Annotated in this window: 19 protein-coding genes and 3 tRNA genes; 5 read left to right on the top strand and 17 right to left on the bottom strand. The window is 35.6% G+C overall.

Annotated features, from left to right (window positions below):
* Positions 1 to 2: 2 nt before the first annotated feature.
* From hemB to hemA, 5 genes are read right to left on the bottom strand one after another with little or no spacing between them, the layout of a single operon-like run.
* Positions 3 to 980 (bottom strand): porphobilinogen synthase, encoded by a 978-nt coding sequence (hemB, locus tag ACTWQB_RS02350; RefSeq protein WP_443137575.1) that lies wholly within the window; start codon positions 978 to 980, stop codon positions 3 to 5.
* Between the two features lie 15 nt (positions 981 to 995).
* Entirely contained in the window at positions 996 to 1742 is a 747-nt protein-coding gene (locus tag ACTWQB_RS02345; RefSeq protein WP_443137574.1) for a uroporphyrinogen-III synthase, read from the bottom strand.
* An 11-nt stretch (positions 1743 to 1753) separates the two neighbouring features.
* A complete protein-coding gene (hemC, locus tag ACTWQB_RS02340) occupies positions 1754 to 2686 on the bottom strand; it encodes a hydroxymethylbilane synthase (protein WP_443137573.1) in 933 nt (310 codons plus the stop codon).
* Between the two features lie 10 nt (positions 2687 to 2696).
* Positions 2697 to 3524, bottom strand: coding sequence for a cytochrome C assembly family protein (locus ACTWQB_RS02335; RefSeq protein WP_443137572.1), 828 nt, complete (start codon positions 3522 to 3524; stop codon positions 2697 to 2699).
* A gap of 15 nt (positions 3525 to 3539) precedes the next feature.
* On the bottom strand, positions 3540 to 4910 hold the full coding sequence (gene hemA, locus ACTWQB_RS02330) for a glutamyl-tRNA reductase (protein ID WP_443137571.1): 1371 nt from the start codon (positions 4908 to 4910) through the stop codon (positions 3540 to 3542).
* Between the two features lie 197 nt (positions 4911 to 5107).
* Here hemA and ACTWQB_RS02325 point away from each other — a divergent pair, with 197 nt between their 5' ends.
* Positions 5108 to 5587 (top strand): LiaI-LiaF-like domain-containing protein, encoded by a 480-nt coding sequence (locus ACTWQB_RS02325; RefSeq protein ID WP_443137570.1) that lies wholly within the window; start codon positions 5108 to 5110, stop codon positions 5585 to 5587.
* A 73-nt stretch (positions 5588 to 5660) separates the two neighbouring features.
* On the opposite strand, the gene yihA is transcribed toward ACTWQB_RS02325, so the two are convergent.
* The 6 genes from yihA to ACTWQB_RS02295 all read right to left on the bottom strand — a co-directional run bounded on the left by yihA (position 5661) and on the right by ACTWQB_RS02295 (position 14535).
* Entirely contained in the window at positions 5661 to 6245 is a 585-nt protein-coding gene (gene yihA / locus ACTWQB_RS02320) for a ribosome biogenesis GTP-binding protein YihA/YsxC (protein WP_443137569.1), read from the bottom strand.
* Between the two features lie 24 nt (positions 6246 to 6269).
* On the bottom strand, positions 6270 to 8603 hold the full coding sequence (lon, locus tag ACTWQB_RS02315; protein WP_443137568.1) for an endopeptidase La: 2334 nt from the start codon (positions 8601 to 8603) through the stop codon (positions 6270 to 6272).
* Between the two features lie 367 nt (positions 8604 to 8970).
* Positions 8971 to 10248 carry an ATP-dependent protease ATP-binding subunit ClpX gene (clpX, locus tag ACTWQB_RS02310; RefSeq protein ID WP_443137567.1) on the bottom strand — a complete coding sequence of 426 codons (1278 nt, stop codon included), beginning with the start codon at positions 10246 to 10248 and terminating at the stop codon, positions 8971 to 8973.
* Between the two features lie 234 nt (positions 10249 to 10482).
* Complete coding sequence (gene tig, locus ACTWQB_RS02305; RefSeq protein WP_443137566.1) at positions 10483 to 11769, bottom strand: trigger factor; 1287 nt, start codon at positions 11767 to 11769, stop codon at positions 10483 to 10485.
* Positions 11770 to 11907: 138 nt separating this feature from the next.
* Entirely contained in the window at positions 11908 to 12894 is a 987-nt protein-coding gene (locus ACTWQB_RS02300) for a tetratricopeptide repeat protein (protein ID WP_443137565.1), read from the bottom strand.
* Positions 12895 to 13077: 183 nt separating this feature from the next.
* Complete coding sequence (locus tag ACTWQB_RS02295) at positions 13078 to 14535, bottom strand: aldehyde dehydrogenase family protein (protein WP_443137564.1); 1458 nt, start codon at positions 14533 to 14535, stop codon at positions 13078 to 13080.
* Between the two features lie 138 nt (positions 14536 to 14673).
* Here ACTWQB_RS02295 and ACTWQB_RS02290 point away from each other — a divergent pair, with 138 nt between their 5' ends.
* Positions 14674 to 14919: a DUF1450 domain-containing protein gene (locus ACTWQB_RS02290; RefSeq protein WP_443137563.1), complete on the top strand. Its 246-nt coding sequence runs from the start codon at positions 14674 to 14676 to the stop codon at positions 14917 to 14919.
* 22 nt (positions 14920 to 14941) lie between these two features.
* Positions 14942 to 15415 carry a DUF1189 family protein gene (locus ACTWQB_RS02285; RefSeq protein WP_443137562.1) on the top strand — a complete coding sequence of 158 codons (474 nt, stop codon included), beginning with the start codon at positions 14942 to 14944 and terminating at the stop codon, positions 15413 to 15415.
* Between the two features lie 35 nt (positions 15416 to 15450).
* Here ACTWQB_RS02285 and ACTWQB_RS02280 read toward each other — a convergent pair.
* Together ACTWQB_RS02280 and ACTWQB_RS02275 are read right to left on the bottom strand one after the other, a co-directional pair.
* Positions 15451 to 15524: transfer RNA gene (locus ACTWQB_RS02280), tRNA-Arg, on the bottom strand.
* 48 nt (positions 15525 to 15572) lie between these two features.
* A complete protein-coding gene (locus tag ACTWQB_RS02275) occupies positions 15573 to 16436 on the bottom strand; it encodes a fructosamine kinase family protein (protein ID WP_443137561.1) in 864 nt (287 codons plus the stop codon).
* Between the two features lie 86 nt (positions 16437 to 16522).
* Here ACTWQB_RS02275 and sda point away from each other — a divergent pair, with 86 nt between their 5' ends.
* Both sda and ACTWQB_RS02265 read left to right on the top strand, forming a co-directional pair.
* Complete coding sequence (gene sda / locus ACTWQB_RS02270; protein WP_443137560.1) at positions 16523 to 16669, top strand: sporulation histidine kinase inhibitor Sda; 147 nt, start codon at positions 16523 to 16525, stop codon at positions 16667 to 16669.
* 124 nt (positions 16670 to 16793) lie between these two features.
* Entirely contained in the window at positions 16794 to 16916 is a 123-nt protein-coding gene (locus tag ACTWQB_RS02265; RefSeq protein WP_443137559.1) for a hypothetical protein, read from the top strand.
* 357 nt (positions 16917 to 17273) lie between these two features.
* On the opposite strand, the gene ACTWQB_RS02260 is transcribed toward ACTWQB_RS02265, so the two are convergent.
* The 4 genes from ACTWQB_RS02260 to rph all read right to left on the bottom strand — a co-directional run bounded on the left by ACTWQB_RS02260 (position 17274) and on the right by rph (position 19152).
* Positions 17274 to 17350, bottom strand: a tRNA-Arg gene (locus ACTWQB_RS02260).
* 28 nt (positions 17351 to 17378) lie between these two features.
* Positions 17379 to 17452 (bottom strand) — tRNA-Gly (locus ACTWQB_RS02255).
* A 352-nt stretch (positions 17453 to 17804) separates the two neighbouring features.
* Positions 17805 to 18389, bottom strand: a complete 585-nt coding sequence (locus ACTWQB_RS02250; protein ID WP_443137558.1) for an XTP/dITP diphosphatase — start codon at positions 18387 to 18389, stop codon at positions 17805 to 17807.
* Positions 18390 to 18396: 7 nt separating this feature from the next.
* Positions 18397 to 19152 (bottom strand): ribonuclease PH, encoded by a 756-nt coding sequence (gene rph / locus ACTWQB_RS02245; RefSeq protein ID WP_443137557.1) that lies wholly within the window; start codon positions 19150 to 19152, stop codon positions 18397 to 18399.
* Positions 19153 to 19189: the final 37 nt, after the last annotated feature.

The raw sequence follows: 19189 nt of genomic DNA, 5'->3' as shown, positions 1-19189 counted from the left end.
TTCTATTGTTGAAGCCATTTTGCGACATCTTTAGCAAAATAAGTGATAATTAAATCTGCACCCGCTCGTTTCATTGAGGTTAATTTTTCTAAAACAATTTGTTGTTCGTCAATCCAACCATTCTGTGCAGCTGCTTTTACCATTGAGAATTCACCACTCACGTTGTAAGCAACAATTGGTAAATTATAACGGTCACGCACTTCTCTCATAATATCTAAGTAAGTCATAGCTGGCTTAACGATTAAAAAGTCAGCACCTTCCATAATATCAGATTCAGCTTCTCGCTGAGCTTCTAAACGGTTTGCTGGATCCATTTGATAAGTTTTACGATCTCCAAATTGTGGTGTACTTCCTGCTGCATCTCTAAATGGACCGTAGAAGGCTGATGCATATTTAATCGCGTAAGACATAATTGGGGTATTTTCAAACCCAGCTTCATCTAACCCTTCACGAATTGCAGCAACAAAGCCATCCATCATATTAGAAGGCGCAATAATATCTGCTCCTGCTTTAGCCTGAGAGATTGCAGTCTTTACAAGAAAAGGTAATGACTCATCGTTATGCACATAATGATCATGAATAACACCACAATGACCATGATCTGTGTATTCACATAAACAGGTGTCTGCAACGATTAAAACATCAGGATAGTTTTCTTTAATGTATCGCGTAGCCTTTTGTATAATACCTTCATCATTATAAGCCTCAGATCCTACCGAGTCTTTCACATTTGGAACTCCAAATAATAAGACAGCTTTAATCCCTAATGAGACTACCTCGTCCATTTCTTCAGATAATCGATCTAAAGAAATTTGAAAAATACCTGGCATAGATGGAACTTCATTTTTTTGCCCTTCTTCTTCTAGAACAAAAATAGGATAAATTAAATCTTCTGTTTTAAGATGTGTTTCTCTAACTAGTGCACGCATACTAGCTGAGCTTCTTAATCGTCTATGTCTATCAAAATTTATATCACTCATCAAAACTCTCCTTTTTTAAGAGTAATAATCACTCACGGCTTCTGCTAGGCCTTCTAACGTAAATTCATAAGGCACAATGGTCTGTTTAAAACCAACACGGTTGGCTTGATCTTGCGTCGTATGTCCGATGCAAAAGCAAGGTTGATCAAGTATAGATGAATCTTCTAAATCTATGAACTCTTCAAAGGCTTGAATGGAAGATGGGGATGTAAATACCCACGCATCAATCGGTTGTTCCAAAACGTCTTTAAGTTGTTTTTCAACTTCTCTATTTACAATTGTATTATAAACGGTAATCGTCTCAAAAGGGATATTAGATTGATTTAAAGACTCATCGATTACTTTACGTGAGAGATTCCCTTTAACTAATAGCACTTTAGCAGGTTGTTCTTCTACTATAAATGTCTGACTAAAGTGCTCTGCATCAAATACGTCTGGTACAAAATCAACGGTTTCACCATACTGTTCTAAAAATTGTTGCGTTTTCTTTCCTACTACAGCTTTTTTTATATGGCGAACCCTAGATGTTGAAACTTTATATGCATTCAATGTCTCATAAAAATACTTAACACCATTTGCACTTGTAAATACAATCCAATCAAATGTATTTAATTGAGCTAACACTGCTCGATGATCTTCAGATGTTCTTAACTCAAATGATATCAATGAATGCGGTAAAACATTAGCTCCTTGACGTTCTATAAGAGATATAAAGTCCTGAGCTTTTGTTTCCTCACGAGAAATAAAAATGGTTTTCCCCATTAGCTGAGTCATTATTGGTCTTCCAATTCTCTTTTAGCTTCTTCAACTAATTCCTTAGCACCTTGATTGATTAACTCATTAGCAACTGATTCACCTGCTTGAATCGGATCAATTGAAGTGGATTGTGTTTTTAGGACTGTTTTTCCATCAGATGAGGATACTAATCCTGTTAATGTAATTTGGTCCCCTTCACGTACAGCATAAGCAGCTATTGGCACAGAACAGCTTCCTTCTAACATACTTAAGAATTTACGCTCTGCCGCTACTGTTGTTGCTGTATATTCATTATTAATTTTAGATAGTAATTGTTTCAATTCATCATCGCTTTCACGACATTCAATTGCTAATGCACCTTGACCAACGGCTGGTAAACAAACTTCTGGATCTAAATACTGTGTAATAAGGTCAGTAGACCAACCCATACGTTTAAGTCCAGCTGCTGCAAGTATGATTGCATCGAAATTTTCTTCTTTTAATTTTCTTAGTCTAGTCTCGATATTACCACGAATCCATTGAATCTTAAGGTCAGGGCGATAAGTTAGAAGTTGAGCACCCCTACGTAAACTGCTTGTTCCTATGATAGCCCCTTCCTTTAAATCATCCAGTTTAACGTGATCATTCGAAATAAAGGCATCGCGATGGTCTTCACGTTCCGGTACACAAGCAATCTCTAGCCCCTCAGGTAATTGGGAAGGCATATCCTTCATACTATGTACAGCCATATCAATTTCATGGTCAAACATAGCCTGTTCAATTTCTTTTACAAACAGACCCTTTCCACCAACTTTAGATAATGTTACATCTAAAATTTTATCACCTTTTGTAACAATCTTTTTCACTTCAAATTCGTAATCATCGGTATGCTTTTTTAATTGCTCAATAACCCACTCTGTCTGTGTCAAAGCCAAATTGCTACGTCTTGAGCCTATTACGATTTTTCTCATCGTAAACCTCCTAATTAAAATGAAAATTTGATAAAAATGAAAATAAGAAATAATTTAAAAACAAAACAGCAAATGCCATTGTATTAGCATTGGCAAGATCTTTTCCAACTGATTTATTTGTAACTTTTCTATAAATAATAAAGCAATATATAATTATGACGATAAATGAGCCAATTGTTTTAGGATCAATCCAGTAAAACATCTCATTTGCCATATATGCCCAGATAACACCTAAAATGAGCGAAATAAATAATGTTGGTGTTGAAAAAATGATGAGTAGAAATGATAGTTCTTCCATTTGACCAAGGCGGCCTAACTTTTTCAAGATCCGTCCCCACTTCTTTTCCTTCAACATCTTAAATTGTAATAAATATAAGACCGAAAAAGCAAAGGAAATTGTAAAGAGAGTATAAGACAGAAATGCTAACACTATATGAAATAGTAATAGTTCACCAATGAATTGTGACCCAAAGGTGCTTCCATCACTTGTTAAGTACGACACAAGAAAGATTAACATAATGATAAAGCCTACTACATTCATTACAAAAACTAAGAAATCTACTTTGAAGAAATAATTTACCACAACAGAAACTAATAATATTAACCATGCATAAAAGTAAAGACCTTCCGTAATACTCAGTATAGGCAATGTGCCTGAAATATAAATCTCTATAAATAAAAAAATGGTCTGTAAAAACCAAACCAATAAAAGTAACCAGAAGGCCATTTGATTGGCCTTCCGGTCTTGCTTAACAAAGTCATAGAAATACATCAATAGACTCAATCCGTATAATATAACAATTAATTCGTAGATTCTTAAATCTTCAAAGGCACTCATATGAGTTTCCCCTTATTAGCGATGTTGAATAGCTTGAATCAAACCTGCAAGAGGTAAAGAACGGCTTACTTCTTCATGGCTTTGGTGTTTTGAGTTTTGTTGTTTTAACTCCTCTTCAACCTCTTCGTCTATGCCAAAAATACGAATGAACAGCTTAAGCATATCGTCAGCATGTTCCTCGCCAGCCATTTCTTTAGCCTGAAGTATTGGTTCTTTAAGCATTTGATTAATAATACTCTTCGTGTGCTTGTTCAATACTTTTTTCTCGCGAGCTGTTAAATCAGGCATTTTTCTTTCTATAGATGCCATTGTCTGCTCTTGAATAGTTAAAGCTTTCTTTCTAAGAGCTGAAATGATTGGAACAACTCCTAATGTTGTCAGCCACTCCTCAAACTCATCTAATTCAGTATCAATCATTTCTTCTATTTTAGCTGCTGCCTTTTGTCTCTCTGTTAAGTTTTGATCGACAATACCTTGAAGATCATCTATATCATATAAAAAGACGCCATCTAATTCATTAATAGCCGGATCTAAATTACGTGGTACAGCTATATCAACAAGGAAGATTGGTTTTCCATTTCTCTTTTTCAACAGATTAGCCATTTGCGCTTTACCTAACACATAATCTTCTGTTCCTGCTGATGTAATTAAAATATCCGCATCTTCTAAAACAGATTCAAACTTCTCTAAAGGCTCTGCCTCACCATTAAATCGATTAGCCAACTCCTGTGCTTTTGAATATGTTCGGTTAATAACTGTTACACGATTCACGCCGCTACCATGTAAGTTTTGAACAGCTAACTCACCCATCTTACCAGCACCTAAGATGACAACATGCTGATTATTTAACTCACCGAAGATAGTTTTAGAAAGCTCTACTGCAGCATAACTAATTGACACCGCATGTTCACCGATTTCAGTTTCACGATGCCCACGTTTAGCAGCCGTAATTGCTTGTTTGAACAACTGATTAAAAATAAGACCTGAAGCCTCATTTTCTTGAGCTATTTGAAACGAGTTTTTGACTTGTCCAAGAATTTGAGTTTCTCCTAATACCATCGAGTCTAAACCAGCTGATACCCGGAATAAATGTTGAATAGCTTTTTGATCTTCATAAATTTCAACATGGTTTTTAACCTCATCAAGGTCTACCGAAAACCAATTAGAAACAAAACGTTTTACATAATAACGACCAGTATGCAACTGGTCTGCTACAACATATAATTCCGTACGGTTACAAGTAGATACAATGACATTTTCTAAAATGCTCTTCTCTTGATTAAGAGCGATCATTGCATCTCCGACTTGTTCTTCTTTGAATGCTAATTTTTCCCTTAATTCAACTGGGGCTGTCCGATAGTTTAAACTCATTACCATGACATGCATACCCTTCACCCCTTATCAATACGTACCAATTATTTATAGTTTTAGTATACCAATAATACTCATTTTATTACGTCCATAAAGATGAACATAATATGAAAATTTATGATAATATTAATTTAGAATAATTATTATTTACATATTAAGACTAACACATGGCGGTATAGCCATCAAGAAAACTGTTTTTAGGAGTGTCTCTCATGAATCAACAGAAATCTTTTCTTGGAATCATTCTAATCGGTATTGGTATTTATTTCTTATTACAACAGTACTCTATTCCCTTTTTATCACGTTTCGACACTTGGCCGACCATACTAATCATATTAGGTATTGCCTTTTTATTCAATGGTTATTCCCAAAAACATCATGACAGTATTTTCCCTGGAGTCGTTTTATTAGGTCTTGGTATTCACTTTCATGCTCTAACACATTCTGTACAATGGATTGATCATTGGGGGATGTACACATTAATTATTGGCTTTGCCTTTTTATTAAGATCTCAGAAAACGAATCAGGGAATGGTAATTGGACTTATTTTTATTATTATCTCATTTATGGCGATTACTTCAATCGCCATGCCAAATTGGTTTAGTTGGTTTGATTTTGTATTTGTTCAACTTGAACGATTTTGGCCAATACTTTTAATCCTAATAGGGAGCATTATACTTTTTAAAAAGTAGCTTTATAAAACAAATTCCCTCAAAAAATAAGAAGGACTTTCTCAGTCATCATTGACTAGGAAAGTCCCTTTTACTAAGAAATAAATTCACTTAAGTGTTTCCAGGCTTGGTCTTTGCCTTCTCCCGTTTCTGCTGAGAAAGCCACTAAGTTGTCTTCAGGTTCTATGTCTAGTGCTTCTTTAATGACCTTAATATGTTGATCACGTTTAGCTTTCTTGACCTTATCAAGCTTCGTTGCAACGATTAAAACCGGAATATCAAAGTGCTTCAAAAAGTCATACATAATTATGTCATCTTCAGTTGGAGGATGACGCATATCAATTAATAATACAGTACCTTCAAGTGTTTCACGCTCTTGAAAGTATTCCTCCATCATTCTTCCCCAGGCTTCACGTTCTTTCTTGGACACTTTTGCATATCCATAACCAGGAACATCTACGAAAAAGAAAGCTTCGTTAATTTTGTAAAAATTAAGCGTTTGTGTTTTACCAGGTTTTGAAGATGTTCTAGCCAGGCTTTTACGTTGAATCATCTTATTGATAAAAGATGATTTACCAACATTAGATCGACCTGCTAAGGCTACTTCAGGTAAGCCTTCATTAGGATATTGTTTCTTACTTACAGCACTGATTACAATTTCAGCTTGTGTAACTTTCATAATAATATCTCCTCAAATTAAACGTTACTTCTGCATTGATTTTATAGGTAATAAAGCATGCTCTAAAACTTCATCTAAATGCTTAACCTTAACGAATGTTAGTCCCTTACGCACACTTTCAGGTATATCTTCTAAATCTTTGTCATTCTCTTCGGGTATAATAATCGTTTTCAATCCAGCTCGATGTGCACTTAATGATTTTTCTTTAAGACCACCAATAGGTAATACTCGTCCACGTAATGTAATTTCACCTGTCATACCAACTTCCTTACGTACCGGCCTCTCAGTTAAAGCAGATACGAGCGCTGTTGCCATTGTAATACCTGCTGATGGACCATCTTTAGGAGTTGCTCCTTCAGGCACATGAATATGGACATCATATTTTTCATAAAAATCAGGTGCAATCTCAAGCTCTTCTGTTCTAGAGCGAATATAACTGAAAGCGGCCTGAGCTGATTCTTTCATGACGTCTCCTAGTTTACCAGTGAGCGTTAACTTGCCAGTTCCTTTCGATAGTGATACCTCAATTGATAATGTATCTCCACCAGCTTGAGTATAAGCTAGTCCAGTAGCAGTACCAATTTGATCGTCGACTTCAGCTTGGCCATATCGAAAGCGTGGTTTTCCTAATAAATCCTCAAGTCGGTTTTCGGTAACGACGACGCGCTTCTGCTCATCTGACACAATGATTTTTGCCGCTTTACGACAAATAGACGCAAATTGTCTTTCAAGATTACGAACCCCTGCTTCACGCGTGTACATACGAATTAGCTTAAGAATTGCATCATCACGGATTTGTAGTTGTCCTTTAGATAACCCGTTTTCTTTCAACTGTCTAGGAAGTAAGTGCTCTTTTGAAATGTGCAATTTCTCAAGCTCAGTATAACCTGCAATTGTAATGACTTCCATTCGATCTAATAATGGTCCAGGAATGGTCGCTAAATTATTTGCTGTTGCGATGAACATAACTTTCGATAGATCATATGGTTCTTCAATAAAATGATCACTGTAAGAATAATTCTGCTCTGGGTCTAATACTTCTAACATTGCTGAAGAAGGATCACCACGAAAATCACTCGCCATTTTATCAATTTCATCTAATAAAAAGACTGGGTTAATGGTTTCAGCTTTTTTCATCCCTTGAATAATTCGCCCAGGCATTGCACCTACATAAGTACGTCTATGACCTCTGATTTCTGCTTCATCTCTTACTCCGCCAAGTGATGCTCTAACAAAATTACGGTCAATTGCACGAGCGATTGATCGTGCTAGAGATGTTTTACCAACTCCTGGTGGGCCAACTAAGCATAGAATAGGACCCTTTAAAGAATTGGTTAATTTCTGAACTGATAAATATTCTAAAACTCGCTCTTTAACTTTATCCAAACCATAATGATCTTCGTTTAGAATGCGTTCAGCACGAGCAATCTCTAAGTTATCCGTTGTTTCTTTGGTCCAAGGTAGAGAAACAAGCCACTCAATATAATTGCGAATGACTGAACTTTCAGCTGAGGTTTGAGGAACCTTCTCGTAACGGTCAAGTTCCTTTAACGCGACGCTTTCAATTCGCTCTGGCATTTCTGCGTCATCAATCTTTTCTTTTAATTCAGCAACCTCACCAGTCTTCCCATCTTTGTCGCCTAACTCTTTCTGAATAGCTTTCAATTGTTCTCTTAAATAATACTCTCTTTGAGTGCGTTCCATGGAGCGTTTCACTCGTTGACCGATTTTCTTCTCCATGCTAAGCACTTCTTTTTCATTGTTTATAAGTTGAATAATAAAATCTAAACGTTCAGGAATATAAACAATTTCTAAAACTCTCTGCTTTTGTTGAATTTTTAACGAAAGATGGGAACTTACCATATCCGCTAAACGTCCTGGTTCATTAATGTCTTTGACCGAATCAAACGTCTCTTGGTTTAGCTTTTTCGAGACCTTAGTAAATTCATAAAAGTCGTCGACTAACATACGCATCATAGCTTGTTGTTCAACATCATCGCCATGTTCATCTTCTAACGTTTCGTAATTAACAATATAAAAATCATCTTCTTTAATGAAAGACTGAACTTCAGCGCGGTGAAGACCTTCAATTAGAATACGTCTTGTCCCATTAGGTAACTTAACCATTTGTTTAATTTCAGCAACAGTACCTGTATGATATAAATCATCTTTAGACGGTTGATCTAAAGATGTTTCTCTTTGAGTTGCTAATAAAATATGATGGTCTTTCATCATAGCATCTTCTAGAGCTTTGACTGATTTTTCTCTTCCTACATCTAAATGCATAACCATTGATGGATAAACAACAACGCCACGCAATGGTAGGAGGGGGATTTCTGTTAGTTTATCTGTTCCCAATGATGAACACCTCCAATATTTTCCGTACTTTAATCATATAGAAATCCAATAAGGTTGTAAATTGAAGTCCTCTTATTTAAACAAACCACTATTATTATGTTCAATTAACTACTTTACTATAGGTCGTGTATCAATTTACACCATCCACTTATGACCTGAATATATTTATCATCGCTCAATCAAAATGCTTCGCTTTCCGCAGGCACGGCAAGCGTCCGACCTTAGCGAGTCACAAACGCACGGTTTAATTATCGAACTCTCAACATGATTTTTGTGATAATGGACACCATCACATTTTGTATAATGCTTATTTTTATACTTCATTGAAATAAATAAACTCGCCTTTGCGGCGAGTTTATTTGAGGTCTTAAGCACTTTCTTTTGGCTCTTCATTTTGATCAACGACTGAACCGTCTTTCATAACAAGTTTAGGCTTACCGTCTTCTAACTTCACAGTGTCTTTTGTAATGACACACTTCTCAATATCATCTCGAGAAGGTAAATCAAACATTACGTCTAACATAATTCCTTCTATAATAGACCTTAAACCACGTGCTCCTGTTTTTCGTTCGATTGCTTTATTAGAAATTTCTCGTAATGCTTCATCTTCAAATTCAAGTTCAACATCATCAATTTCAAATAGCTTTTCATACTGCTTAACAAGCGCATTTTTTGGTTTTGTAAGAATCTCGACTAAAGCATCTTCGTCTAATTGCTCTAAGCTACCGATAACAGGTAGACGACCAATGAACTCAGGGATTAGACCATAACGTAATAAATCTTCTGGAAGTACTTTTGTTAATAAATCTTGTTCATTAATATTGGCATTGTTAGCTTCCGCACCGAAACCAATAACTTTCTCACCTAAACGACGTTTTACTATTTGATCGATTCCGTCGAAAGCACCACCAACCACAAATAAGATGTTAGTTGTATCAATTTGAATAAATTCTTGATGAGGATGCTTACGTCCGCCCTGAGGTGGAACGCTCGCTTGTGTTCCTTCAAGAATCTTTAGTAATGCTTGTTGAACCCCTTCACCAGATACATCTCTTGTGATTGAAGGGTTTTCTGACTTTCGAGCCACTTTATCGATTTCATCAATATAGATAATCCCTTTTTCAGCTTTTTCCACATCATAATCTGCAGCTTGGATTAATTTGAGTAAGATGTTCTCAACATCTTCACCAACATAACCTGCTTCAGTTAATGACGTTGCATCGGCAATAGCAAATGGTACATTTAAGATTCTTGCTAATGTTTGTGCAAGTAATGTTTTACCACTACCTGTTGGTCCTAAAAGTAAAATATTACTTTTAGATACTTCTACATCATCATTCTTTACGTTATTAGAATTAATACGTTTATAGTGGTTATAAACCGCTACAGAAAGAGATTTTTTCGCTTTTTCTTGACCAATAACATAATCATCAAGAATTTCACAAATTTCTTTAGGCTTAGGCACCTCTTTAAAATCTTCAGTTTCTGTTGAGCCTAACTCTTCTTCAACAATTTCCGTGCATAGGTCAATACATTCATCACATATATATACGCCTGGTCCTGCGACTAACTTACGAACTTGATCTTGCGTTTTACCACAGAAAGAGCATTTTAACTGCCCTTTTTCTTCGTTAAATTTAAACATTCTTTCACCCCATAAGAATCAATATTTTTATCTGTATTTCAACGATGTCATATTATTGTTTGTATAAATGAATCTCGTAATTCTCATTATGTACTTCAAAATAAAATTAGTCAAAAGAAAAACTTACAATCATTTTATGCGTAACTCTCTAAAAGTTACACACCTTTTAGGATTATGTATTTTGCATTTATTGTAAAACAAGGCACGTATCAAAACGCGCCTTGTTTAATCATATTATACAGTTTTGCTTTCTTCTACTAAGAAGTCAATGGCCTTTTTCATCTTAAGGTCGTCTTTAAGCATATCCGTATTTCCTCCAAGCATTTGTTTTAAGTTGTCAACATCTGTGTTGTACATTGACGCCATTTGCTCAAGCTCTTTTTCAATGTCCTCTTCTGTAACCTCTAAGTTTTCTGCTTCAGAGATCGCTTCTAGAGTTAAGTTAGTTTGAACTCGTTTTTCAGCGTCATCTTTCATTTGCTCTTTAAGAGCGTTTTGATCTTGACCAGTGAATTGAGCATACATATCTAATGAAAGACCTTGCATTTGTAAACGCTGCTCAAACTCTTGCATCATACGATCAAGCTCAGTGTCAACCATTGCTTGAGGTACATCCATTTCAGCATTTTCAGCAGCTTGGTTAACTAGTGCTTCACGCTTCTCAACGTCTGCATCATTTTTCTTTTCTTCTTCTAGACGTTCACGAGTTTTTGTTCTTAACTCATCTAATGATTCAACGTCTTCATCTACATCTTTAGCAAACTCATCATCTAATTCAGGTAGTTCTTTAGTTTTGATGTCGTGAATTTTAACTTTGAATGTAGCTTCTTTACCAGCTAATTCTTCAGCTTGGTAGTCCTCTGGGAATGTAACGACAACGTCTGTTTCTTCTCCAGTTTCTTTACCGATTAATTGTTCTTCGAAACCAGGGATGAATTGACCAGAACCAATTTCTAATGAATGGTTTTCAGCTGCTCCACCTTCGAAAGCTTCACCATCTACGAAACCTTCAAAGTCAATAACAGCTGTGTCGCCTTCTTCAATTTTACCTTCTTCTTTTACAACTAATTCAGCTTGCTTTTCTTGAAGTGACTTTAACTCTTCTTCTACTTCTTCATCAGTAACTGTTGTGTCTTTATCTTCTACTTCAAGTCCTTTATATTCACCTAGAGTAACTTCTGGTTTAACAGTTACATTAGCTGTGAATACTAATGGTTGACCTTTTTCAATTTGTTCGATATCGACGTCCGGACGATCAACTGGTGTAATTCCAGCTTCTTCAACTGCTTTCATATAAGCATCAGGTAGAACAATATCTACAGCATCTTGGTATAATGCTTCAACGCCAAAACGTTTTTCGAAAATGCTACGAGGTACTTTACCTTTACGGAATCCTGGTACCTGAACATCCTTAACTACTTTTTTAAATGCTTGATCTAAGGCTTTGTCAAATTGGTCAGTGTCTACTTCAAATGTTAAGACACCTTCATTGCCTTCTTTCTTTTCCCATTTTGCTGACATAAAACTTCCCTCCAAAAAACTATTTATTCCAATATTTTTTACATAGCGAACTTTATAATATCACTATTCATGCATAAAGCAACCACTATATTATAACATAGAAATGTTTCCGTTCAATAATGTAATCCTATGAAATTGTCAATCGTCAATTCGTGAGAAATACACCTTCTCTAATTTCTCAATTTCATTCATCCATTTACGAATTTCATCAGATATGTATGTACGATCGTCACTTTCATTCAAATTCAAATAGCTTTCTGCTAACGCAGACACAGCCTCCGCAATTTCTTCAGTTGTTCCACTTTCTGGTGTGAACGGAAACAAGATATATAAGTATCTAAATAAAATTTGTTTAGTAAATTGATAAAGAGTAGGATCATTTTGTTCAATTTGTTCTAACTCTTTTAAACATTGTTTTGCAAAATCAGTATCCAACACATCAGAAAGCTCACTTGGTTTTACCCATTCTGTTCGATCAAATTTCTCCACCTCAATGACATCACTTACTTCTTCATCCATGCACCATTGAATGATACCTGTTTTTATAACCGGGTTTAATTGCGTGTCACTTAAATAAGGAATAATTCGATCTAAGTATTGTCCTATTTCGTGCTTACGGTGATAAGCTAATAAATTCCATTGCTCTTGGAAGTTCCCATTTTCAAGTGAATCAAGGAAATGTTCCATATGTTCAGTTGATTCACGTTCTGGAGTCTGTTCTTGGAATTGTTTGCTCATATCATATAATTGTTTGAAAACCTCTTCATACTCTACCGGGATTGAGTCATGATTTTGAATCTCGTCTAATAAATCAACAAGTTCAGCATATTGACTATTTTGGAATAAAATCGTCAAATAAATATGTAAGTATTTAAAATAATGTTCATCGTCTTCTCTCATGAGTTTACGACATAAACTAATAGCTTCTTCATATTTATTCATTTCAATCAAACAAATAACTTTAGCCGTTAAGATATCATTTGAAGCTTCATCAAATGATTCTAACTGTTCAATATGTAATAAGGCTTCTTTATAATTCTTATGTTTAACGGCATCAAATGTTTTTGCTTCTAACTCTTTCCTCCATCCCGGGAACATGACGACATCATGCTGTTCATAATCCATACTAAAACCATCCCGTCTTAAATAATTTCCCTGTTAACATAATTTACCCATAATCACCTCATTAAAAACATAAATTGTCATTCAATTTTTATTAAGCATTCACTATCTATATCATACATGATATTAAGTCAATTTTACACATTTAAAAAGAGGGTCTATTTAAAATAGAGCCCTCGAAAAATATTAAAATGGATACTCACGATATTCCTTTTGAATCGACACCCATTTAGTCATCGTAAATTCTTCAACAATCCAAGGGTTACCGAAGCGTCCCATACCACTTTCTTTAGCACCACCAAAAGGTACATTTGGATGATCATTAACCGTTTGATCATTAATATGAGTCATCCCACTTTCTACTTTAAGTGCTAGCTGTTCACCTTCTGTTAAGTCTTCAGTAAATATCGCTGAGCTTAACCCAAACGGTGTGTCATTAGCCATTTCTATTGCATGGTCATCTGATTCCGCCTTTATGATGGTGGCGATCGGAGAGAATAATTCTGTTTGAGCTAGTTCACTATTATTCTCTACATCAACGAAAACAGTAGGTGTCAGTAAGTTGCCTTCACGTTTACCTTCTAATGCTACTTTTGCTCCCGCTTTTTTTGCATCTTCAATAATTTTCTCTGCTTTATCAGCTTGCTCCTCATTAATTAATGGACCAACAATGGTCTCAGGATTTGTCGGGTCGCCGCACGGGATTTCTTTTACCCGGTCGACGAATTTATTAACGAATTCATCATAATGATCTTGATGAATGATAAAGCGGTTTATAGACATACATATTTGCCCTTGATGAATGAACTTACCAAAGATTGCGGCATCGACTGCTTTGTCAACATTCGCATCTTGCAATACGATAAATGGATTGTTGCCACCAAGTTCGAGTGCAACACGTTTAAGCATACTTCCAGCAATTTTACCAATATGCTTCCCAACAGGAGTAGAACCAGTGAAACTAATCAACTGCGAATGAGGACTTTCTAACATGGCATCTCCTATCTCTTCTAGGTCCGTTAAAATGCAATTAAATACTCCTTTTGGTAAACCTGCATATTCAAATGCTTTAGCAATGATTGAGCCACCAGCCATAGCCGTTTGAGCATCTGGTTTATGAACAACACTATTCCCTAAGGCAATTGCAGGTGCAATTGTTCTCATCGATAAATTCATCGGGAAGTTAAAAGGTGAGATAGATGTAATGACACCAAGTGGTAACTTATGAACCCGGTTTACCCTATTCTCAACTCCTGCAGGTACTTCTTCAACCTTATCTAGTTCATCAGGCATATTTAATGCTTCATTAACTAGACCAACTGTTAAGTCCACTTCAACATTCGCCTTTATCACACTTCCACCAGTTTCTTTTGTAATGATCTCGACGATATCATCTCGATTCTGTTCGTAAAACTCAATGACCTTTTCTAAAACATTTTTCTTATCTTCTGACGAAGACTTTGCCCATTCTTCTTGTGCATTCTTCGCAATCAAAAAAGTGTCTTCAAGCTGGTCTAAAGTCGCTAACTTTATTGTTTGCAATACTGAGCCATCATATGGGTTTTGATTATCAAATGTTCGTTTGCTATGCCCCTCTATCCATTCTCCATTAATAAAGCTTTTATCTAAAGTTTTAAAATCCACCTCGATCACTCCTTAACATTCATATAAAACGTATTCTTCCATTATGTAAGAGCCTTTATTCAAGTATTAAATTTGCACATTTAAGCAAATCGCTTTATAATTATAATTTTGAAAACGTATGTAAGGAGGGAAGCAGCTATGGGATTAGTGGTTGTTGAAATTTGTGATGGAAACTTAATGGCACGTGTTAACTTAGAAGACATACTTGAAGAAGAATACCCAGAAGTGACAGTGATTGAAAATAGCTGCCTTTCCTTCTGTGGGCTATGTGCTGTTCGACCATATGCATTAGTCAATGGGAATAGAATATTCGGCAAAGATGTAGATGATGCCCTAGCAAAAATCAGAAAAGCCATTGAAGAAGAACTTGCCTTCTTTTCTTAATTCATGAGTGGAGGAACCGATAGTGAATTTAACGACTATATTTCGAAATAGTTTATTGTTACCTAAGAAAGATGCTCTTTTTAAACTTAATCGAATTAGCATGAGAGATACACTCGTATATATCATTTTATTATTCTTACTATTATTTCTACCAGACGTTATTAATTTTGTCAGAAATGTTCAAGACGTTAAAGGTGAAATTCCAGATGTCGTTATCATTCAAGTATTATTTTTATATCCAACAATTACAATCTTTTTCACTATATTAATCATCACGTTATTATCTGGAATAGCTTACTTACTAAGAAACATTCTTAAAAGAAAGCTTGCATACCACCAATTATGGAAGATGACGTCATACGCGCTTACTTGGCCAATCATCCTTTTTCTTTTTATAAAAGTTATTAATTTAAATCACTTATTTGTTCTACTAATATTAATGTTGTTCTTTTATCTCATGACGAAAATGATTAAAATATATCCGAAAAAATCTTAAATGACCTGTCCAATGAATTGGACAGGTCTTATTTACGTCCCAGGAGAGATTCGAACTCCCGACCTACTGCTTAGGAGGCAGTCGCTCTATCCTACTGAGCTACTGGGACAGACACTTATTTATTAAACCAAGTCTTACAAGAATATTCAAGCCCTTTTTAACCAATATACTTCTTTAATACTCGATCAACTGCCCCACCATATACTTCTCCAAATATGTTTAAATGAACAAGTAGATAATAGAGTTGATATAGTTCTTTAACATCCTCATAATAACTTTCCGGTGGATTCTGCTCAGAGTAGGCTTGATAAAAATCATGTGAGAAACCGCCAAATAGCTCTGTAAAGGCTAAATCAAAGTGACGATCTCCATACAAGAATGATGGATCGATTACATATGGACTACCATTAGGTCCAACTAACCAGTTCCCTCCCCACAAGTCACCATGCAAATATGTTGGTTTAATACCTTTAGGAATGAACTGATCTAATCGGGTAATTAACTTTTCAAAACGATTGCGGCGTTTTCCGGTTAAGTGGTGGTTTTCAATACCAATATCTAATTGTCTTTTTAACCGGCACTCTTTATAATAATCAACCCATTCATTATACAGCTGATTAGGTTGCTCTAAAATGCCAATAAAAGTTTTATGATCAACACCGTGCCGTTTGGCTTCAGTTTGATGCATTTTGGCTATGAGATGACCTAACTGATTTTCTGTTCTAGTCGCTTTCGTTCCTTCGACCCATTCTAATAATAAATAAGCATAATTTTCCTCATCCGAATAGCTATAAACCTCAGGCACCTGAATGGAGTTGGTGCTCCTAATTAGTTCAAGTCCTTCTTGCTCATAATAAAAGAAGTTATCGGGCGCAAAATCATGATATTTTAAAAAATAAGATTGTTGCTCTGTTTCTAAATAAAAGCTTTCATTAATTGAACCACCACTAACAGGTTTAATTGTTTTAATTTCCGAATGATCTTGCGTTTGACTAAGTACTAATTTAGCAAAATCCTTCATAACCTCACCCTTTTCAAAAGATTTAGTTTATATTTTAACAAAAAGGGTATTATGTTGATAAGTCGAAACTAAAAGGGGTGAAATGTATGCATTATTTAAACAATGACCAACTAATCAGTGCATATATCAAATCCATCAACCTTAATTTGGAATTAGACTTCATTGAACTATTAGAACAAGAACTATATATGAGAAAGATTAACCCAAACACCGTACGATTAATGATAGGTTAGAATATATCTTTAGAACTCCTCTAAACAAGAGGAGTATTTTTATGCTCAAAAATGAATGATTTGAAGAATTATGATAAAAATATAACAAAATAAGGTCATCAAGCTTACTACTGGAGGTTGAATTATGCGCGATTCATTTTTCGTTGTTCTATTAGTGTTTGCTATTTTAAACTTATTAGCAACCGTGATTACAAGCATTGTCATTTCATCATTAACTCAGCAAACTCAATCAGATTCACCAAAATAAACATATTAAAAAGCTCAATCCAATTAGTGAGATTGAGCTTTTTTGTTTAGACGACTCCAAGTCTTTGCTAACAGGTTAATAACCAGGCTAATTAATATAGTCGATAGAATAAACATGATAAATGTGTTCAGGTTAAAATATACCTTGTTAGCACTAGTCGTAATTAATGAAGTAGAGAGTTCTATAATATTATAATCCTCTACTGCTCTCTGATCTAAAAATGCTCTCTTTAATGTTTCACGATAGTTCTTTAGAAAAGATAAATGGTAGAAAACTCCAAACACCCGATATATTAAACTTACCTAATATAAAAAAGCTCAATCTCTTAATGGTTAAAGAGATTGAGCATGTTTTAAATGGCGTCCCAGGCAGGATTCGAACCTGCGACCCACAGCTTAGAAGGCTGTTGCTCTATCCTGCTGAGCTACTGGGACTTATGTACTTTCTGTTTTAAAAATAAAATGGAGCGGGTGATGGGAATCGAACCCACGACATCAGCTTGGAAGGCTGAGGTTTTACCACTAAACTACACCCGCATCATATGTAGTGTTTAATTAATCTTTTACTCACGCTTCAAGTTATGTTACCACTATGCTCCTGCATCTCCTAGCTTACTCGAAGGTGTTTATGCTTCGGAGCAACTCGTAGCTTATTCATCGATGTTTCGCTCGTCACTACACCCGCATCATATGTAGTATTATAATTTAAAGACAAATGCTATTTTAACACTTAGCCTTTAAATCTTCAAGTCACTAAAAGCATTAAATAAAAGAGTCATATCAACTACTGCTCTGTTGCGGACAAGAATTATTATATAAAAAATGATTAATAGATGTCAACCTATATTTAAAAAACATTTAATAACTGGGGGAAATTCCCCAGTTATCATTAATCCTTAATCATGTCGATCATAGCGTCTAGTGCTCGTTTACGATGACTGATTTTATTTTTTACCTCTGGTCCAAGCTCGGCCATCGTTTGTTGATAGCCTTTTGGAATAAATACGGGATCATAGCCAAAACCTTGAGTTCCTTGTGGTTCCTTCGTAATTTGCCCTTCACAACGCCCCTCAGCAACAATAGTTTCTTTGCCTGGGTCAGCATAAGCAATTACTGATACAAAAGCTGCATCACGATTTTGAATGCCTTTAAGGTTCTTAAGTAACTTCTCTATATTTTGAGTATCATTCTTCTCTAAACCAGCATATCGTGCTGAGTATATACCAGGATCACCATTTAGCGCATCAACGGCTAAACCAGAATCATCAGCCATAACAGGAATATTATAGGTCTTAGAATAAGTATCAGCCTTCAACCTAGCATTTTCTTCAAACGTTGTCCCTGTTTCTTCTACATCTTCAACGTCATCAAACGCATCCATGAGACTGACCATTTCAATATCTAATGAGCTAAACATGTCTTGAAACTCTTTAATTTTACCTTTATTCGTCGTCGCTACATAGATTTGCTTCATCGATTATTTATTCCCCTTTTTCGTTCTCACCAATTCGATCAGAAATACTACCAATGGCTCCTTTTTGAATTGAGAATAACTCACCAATTCCTTTTTGAGCTAATGATATTAATTGATTTAACTCGTGGGGTGAAAAAGTTGCCTCTTCACCAGTACCCTGTAATTCCACAAATTCATTTTGATCGGTCATAACAATGTTCATATCAACAGATGCCGTAGAATCTTCTTCATAACAAAGGTCTAGAATCGGCTCACCTTCATCGCTAATTCCAACTGATGTCGCCGCTAAGAAATGCTTAATAGGCATTTCTGAAATTTTTTCTTCTTTTAATAACTTGCCACACGCTAGTGCAACAGCAACAAACGCGCCCGTAATGGATGCTGTACGTGTGCCTCCATCCGCTTGAATGACATCACAATCGACCCAAATAGTACGCTCGCCAATCGAATCAAGATCAATCACGGCTCTTAATGCTCTTCCGATTAGACGTTGGATTTCCATTGTTCGACCAGATACTTTCCCTTTTGATGATTCGCGAATGTTACGCTGTTCGGTTGCGCGAGGAAGCATGGCATATTCTGCTGTAATCCATCCTTTGCCTTGCCCCCGCATAAATGGTGGTACGCGGTCCTCAACACTTGCATTACAGATGACTTTTGTTTCACCAACTGATATAAGTACAGACCCTTCTGGATGTTTTGTAAAATTGGTTGTTATGTTGACTTCTCTAAGCTGTTCGGCAGTACGGCCGTCAATACGCATAATATTCCTCCTGAATCATATAAAAATAATTGCAAAG

It is taken from the genome of Piscibacillus sp. B03 (assembly GCF_052246295.1).
Lineage (GTDB): Bacteria > Bacillota > Bacilli > Bacillales > Alkalibacillaceae > Piscibacillus.
Note: the sequence above shows the minus strand (reverse complement) of the source record. Positions and strands in the feature narration are given on the sequence as shown.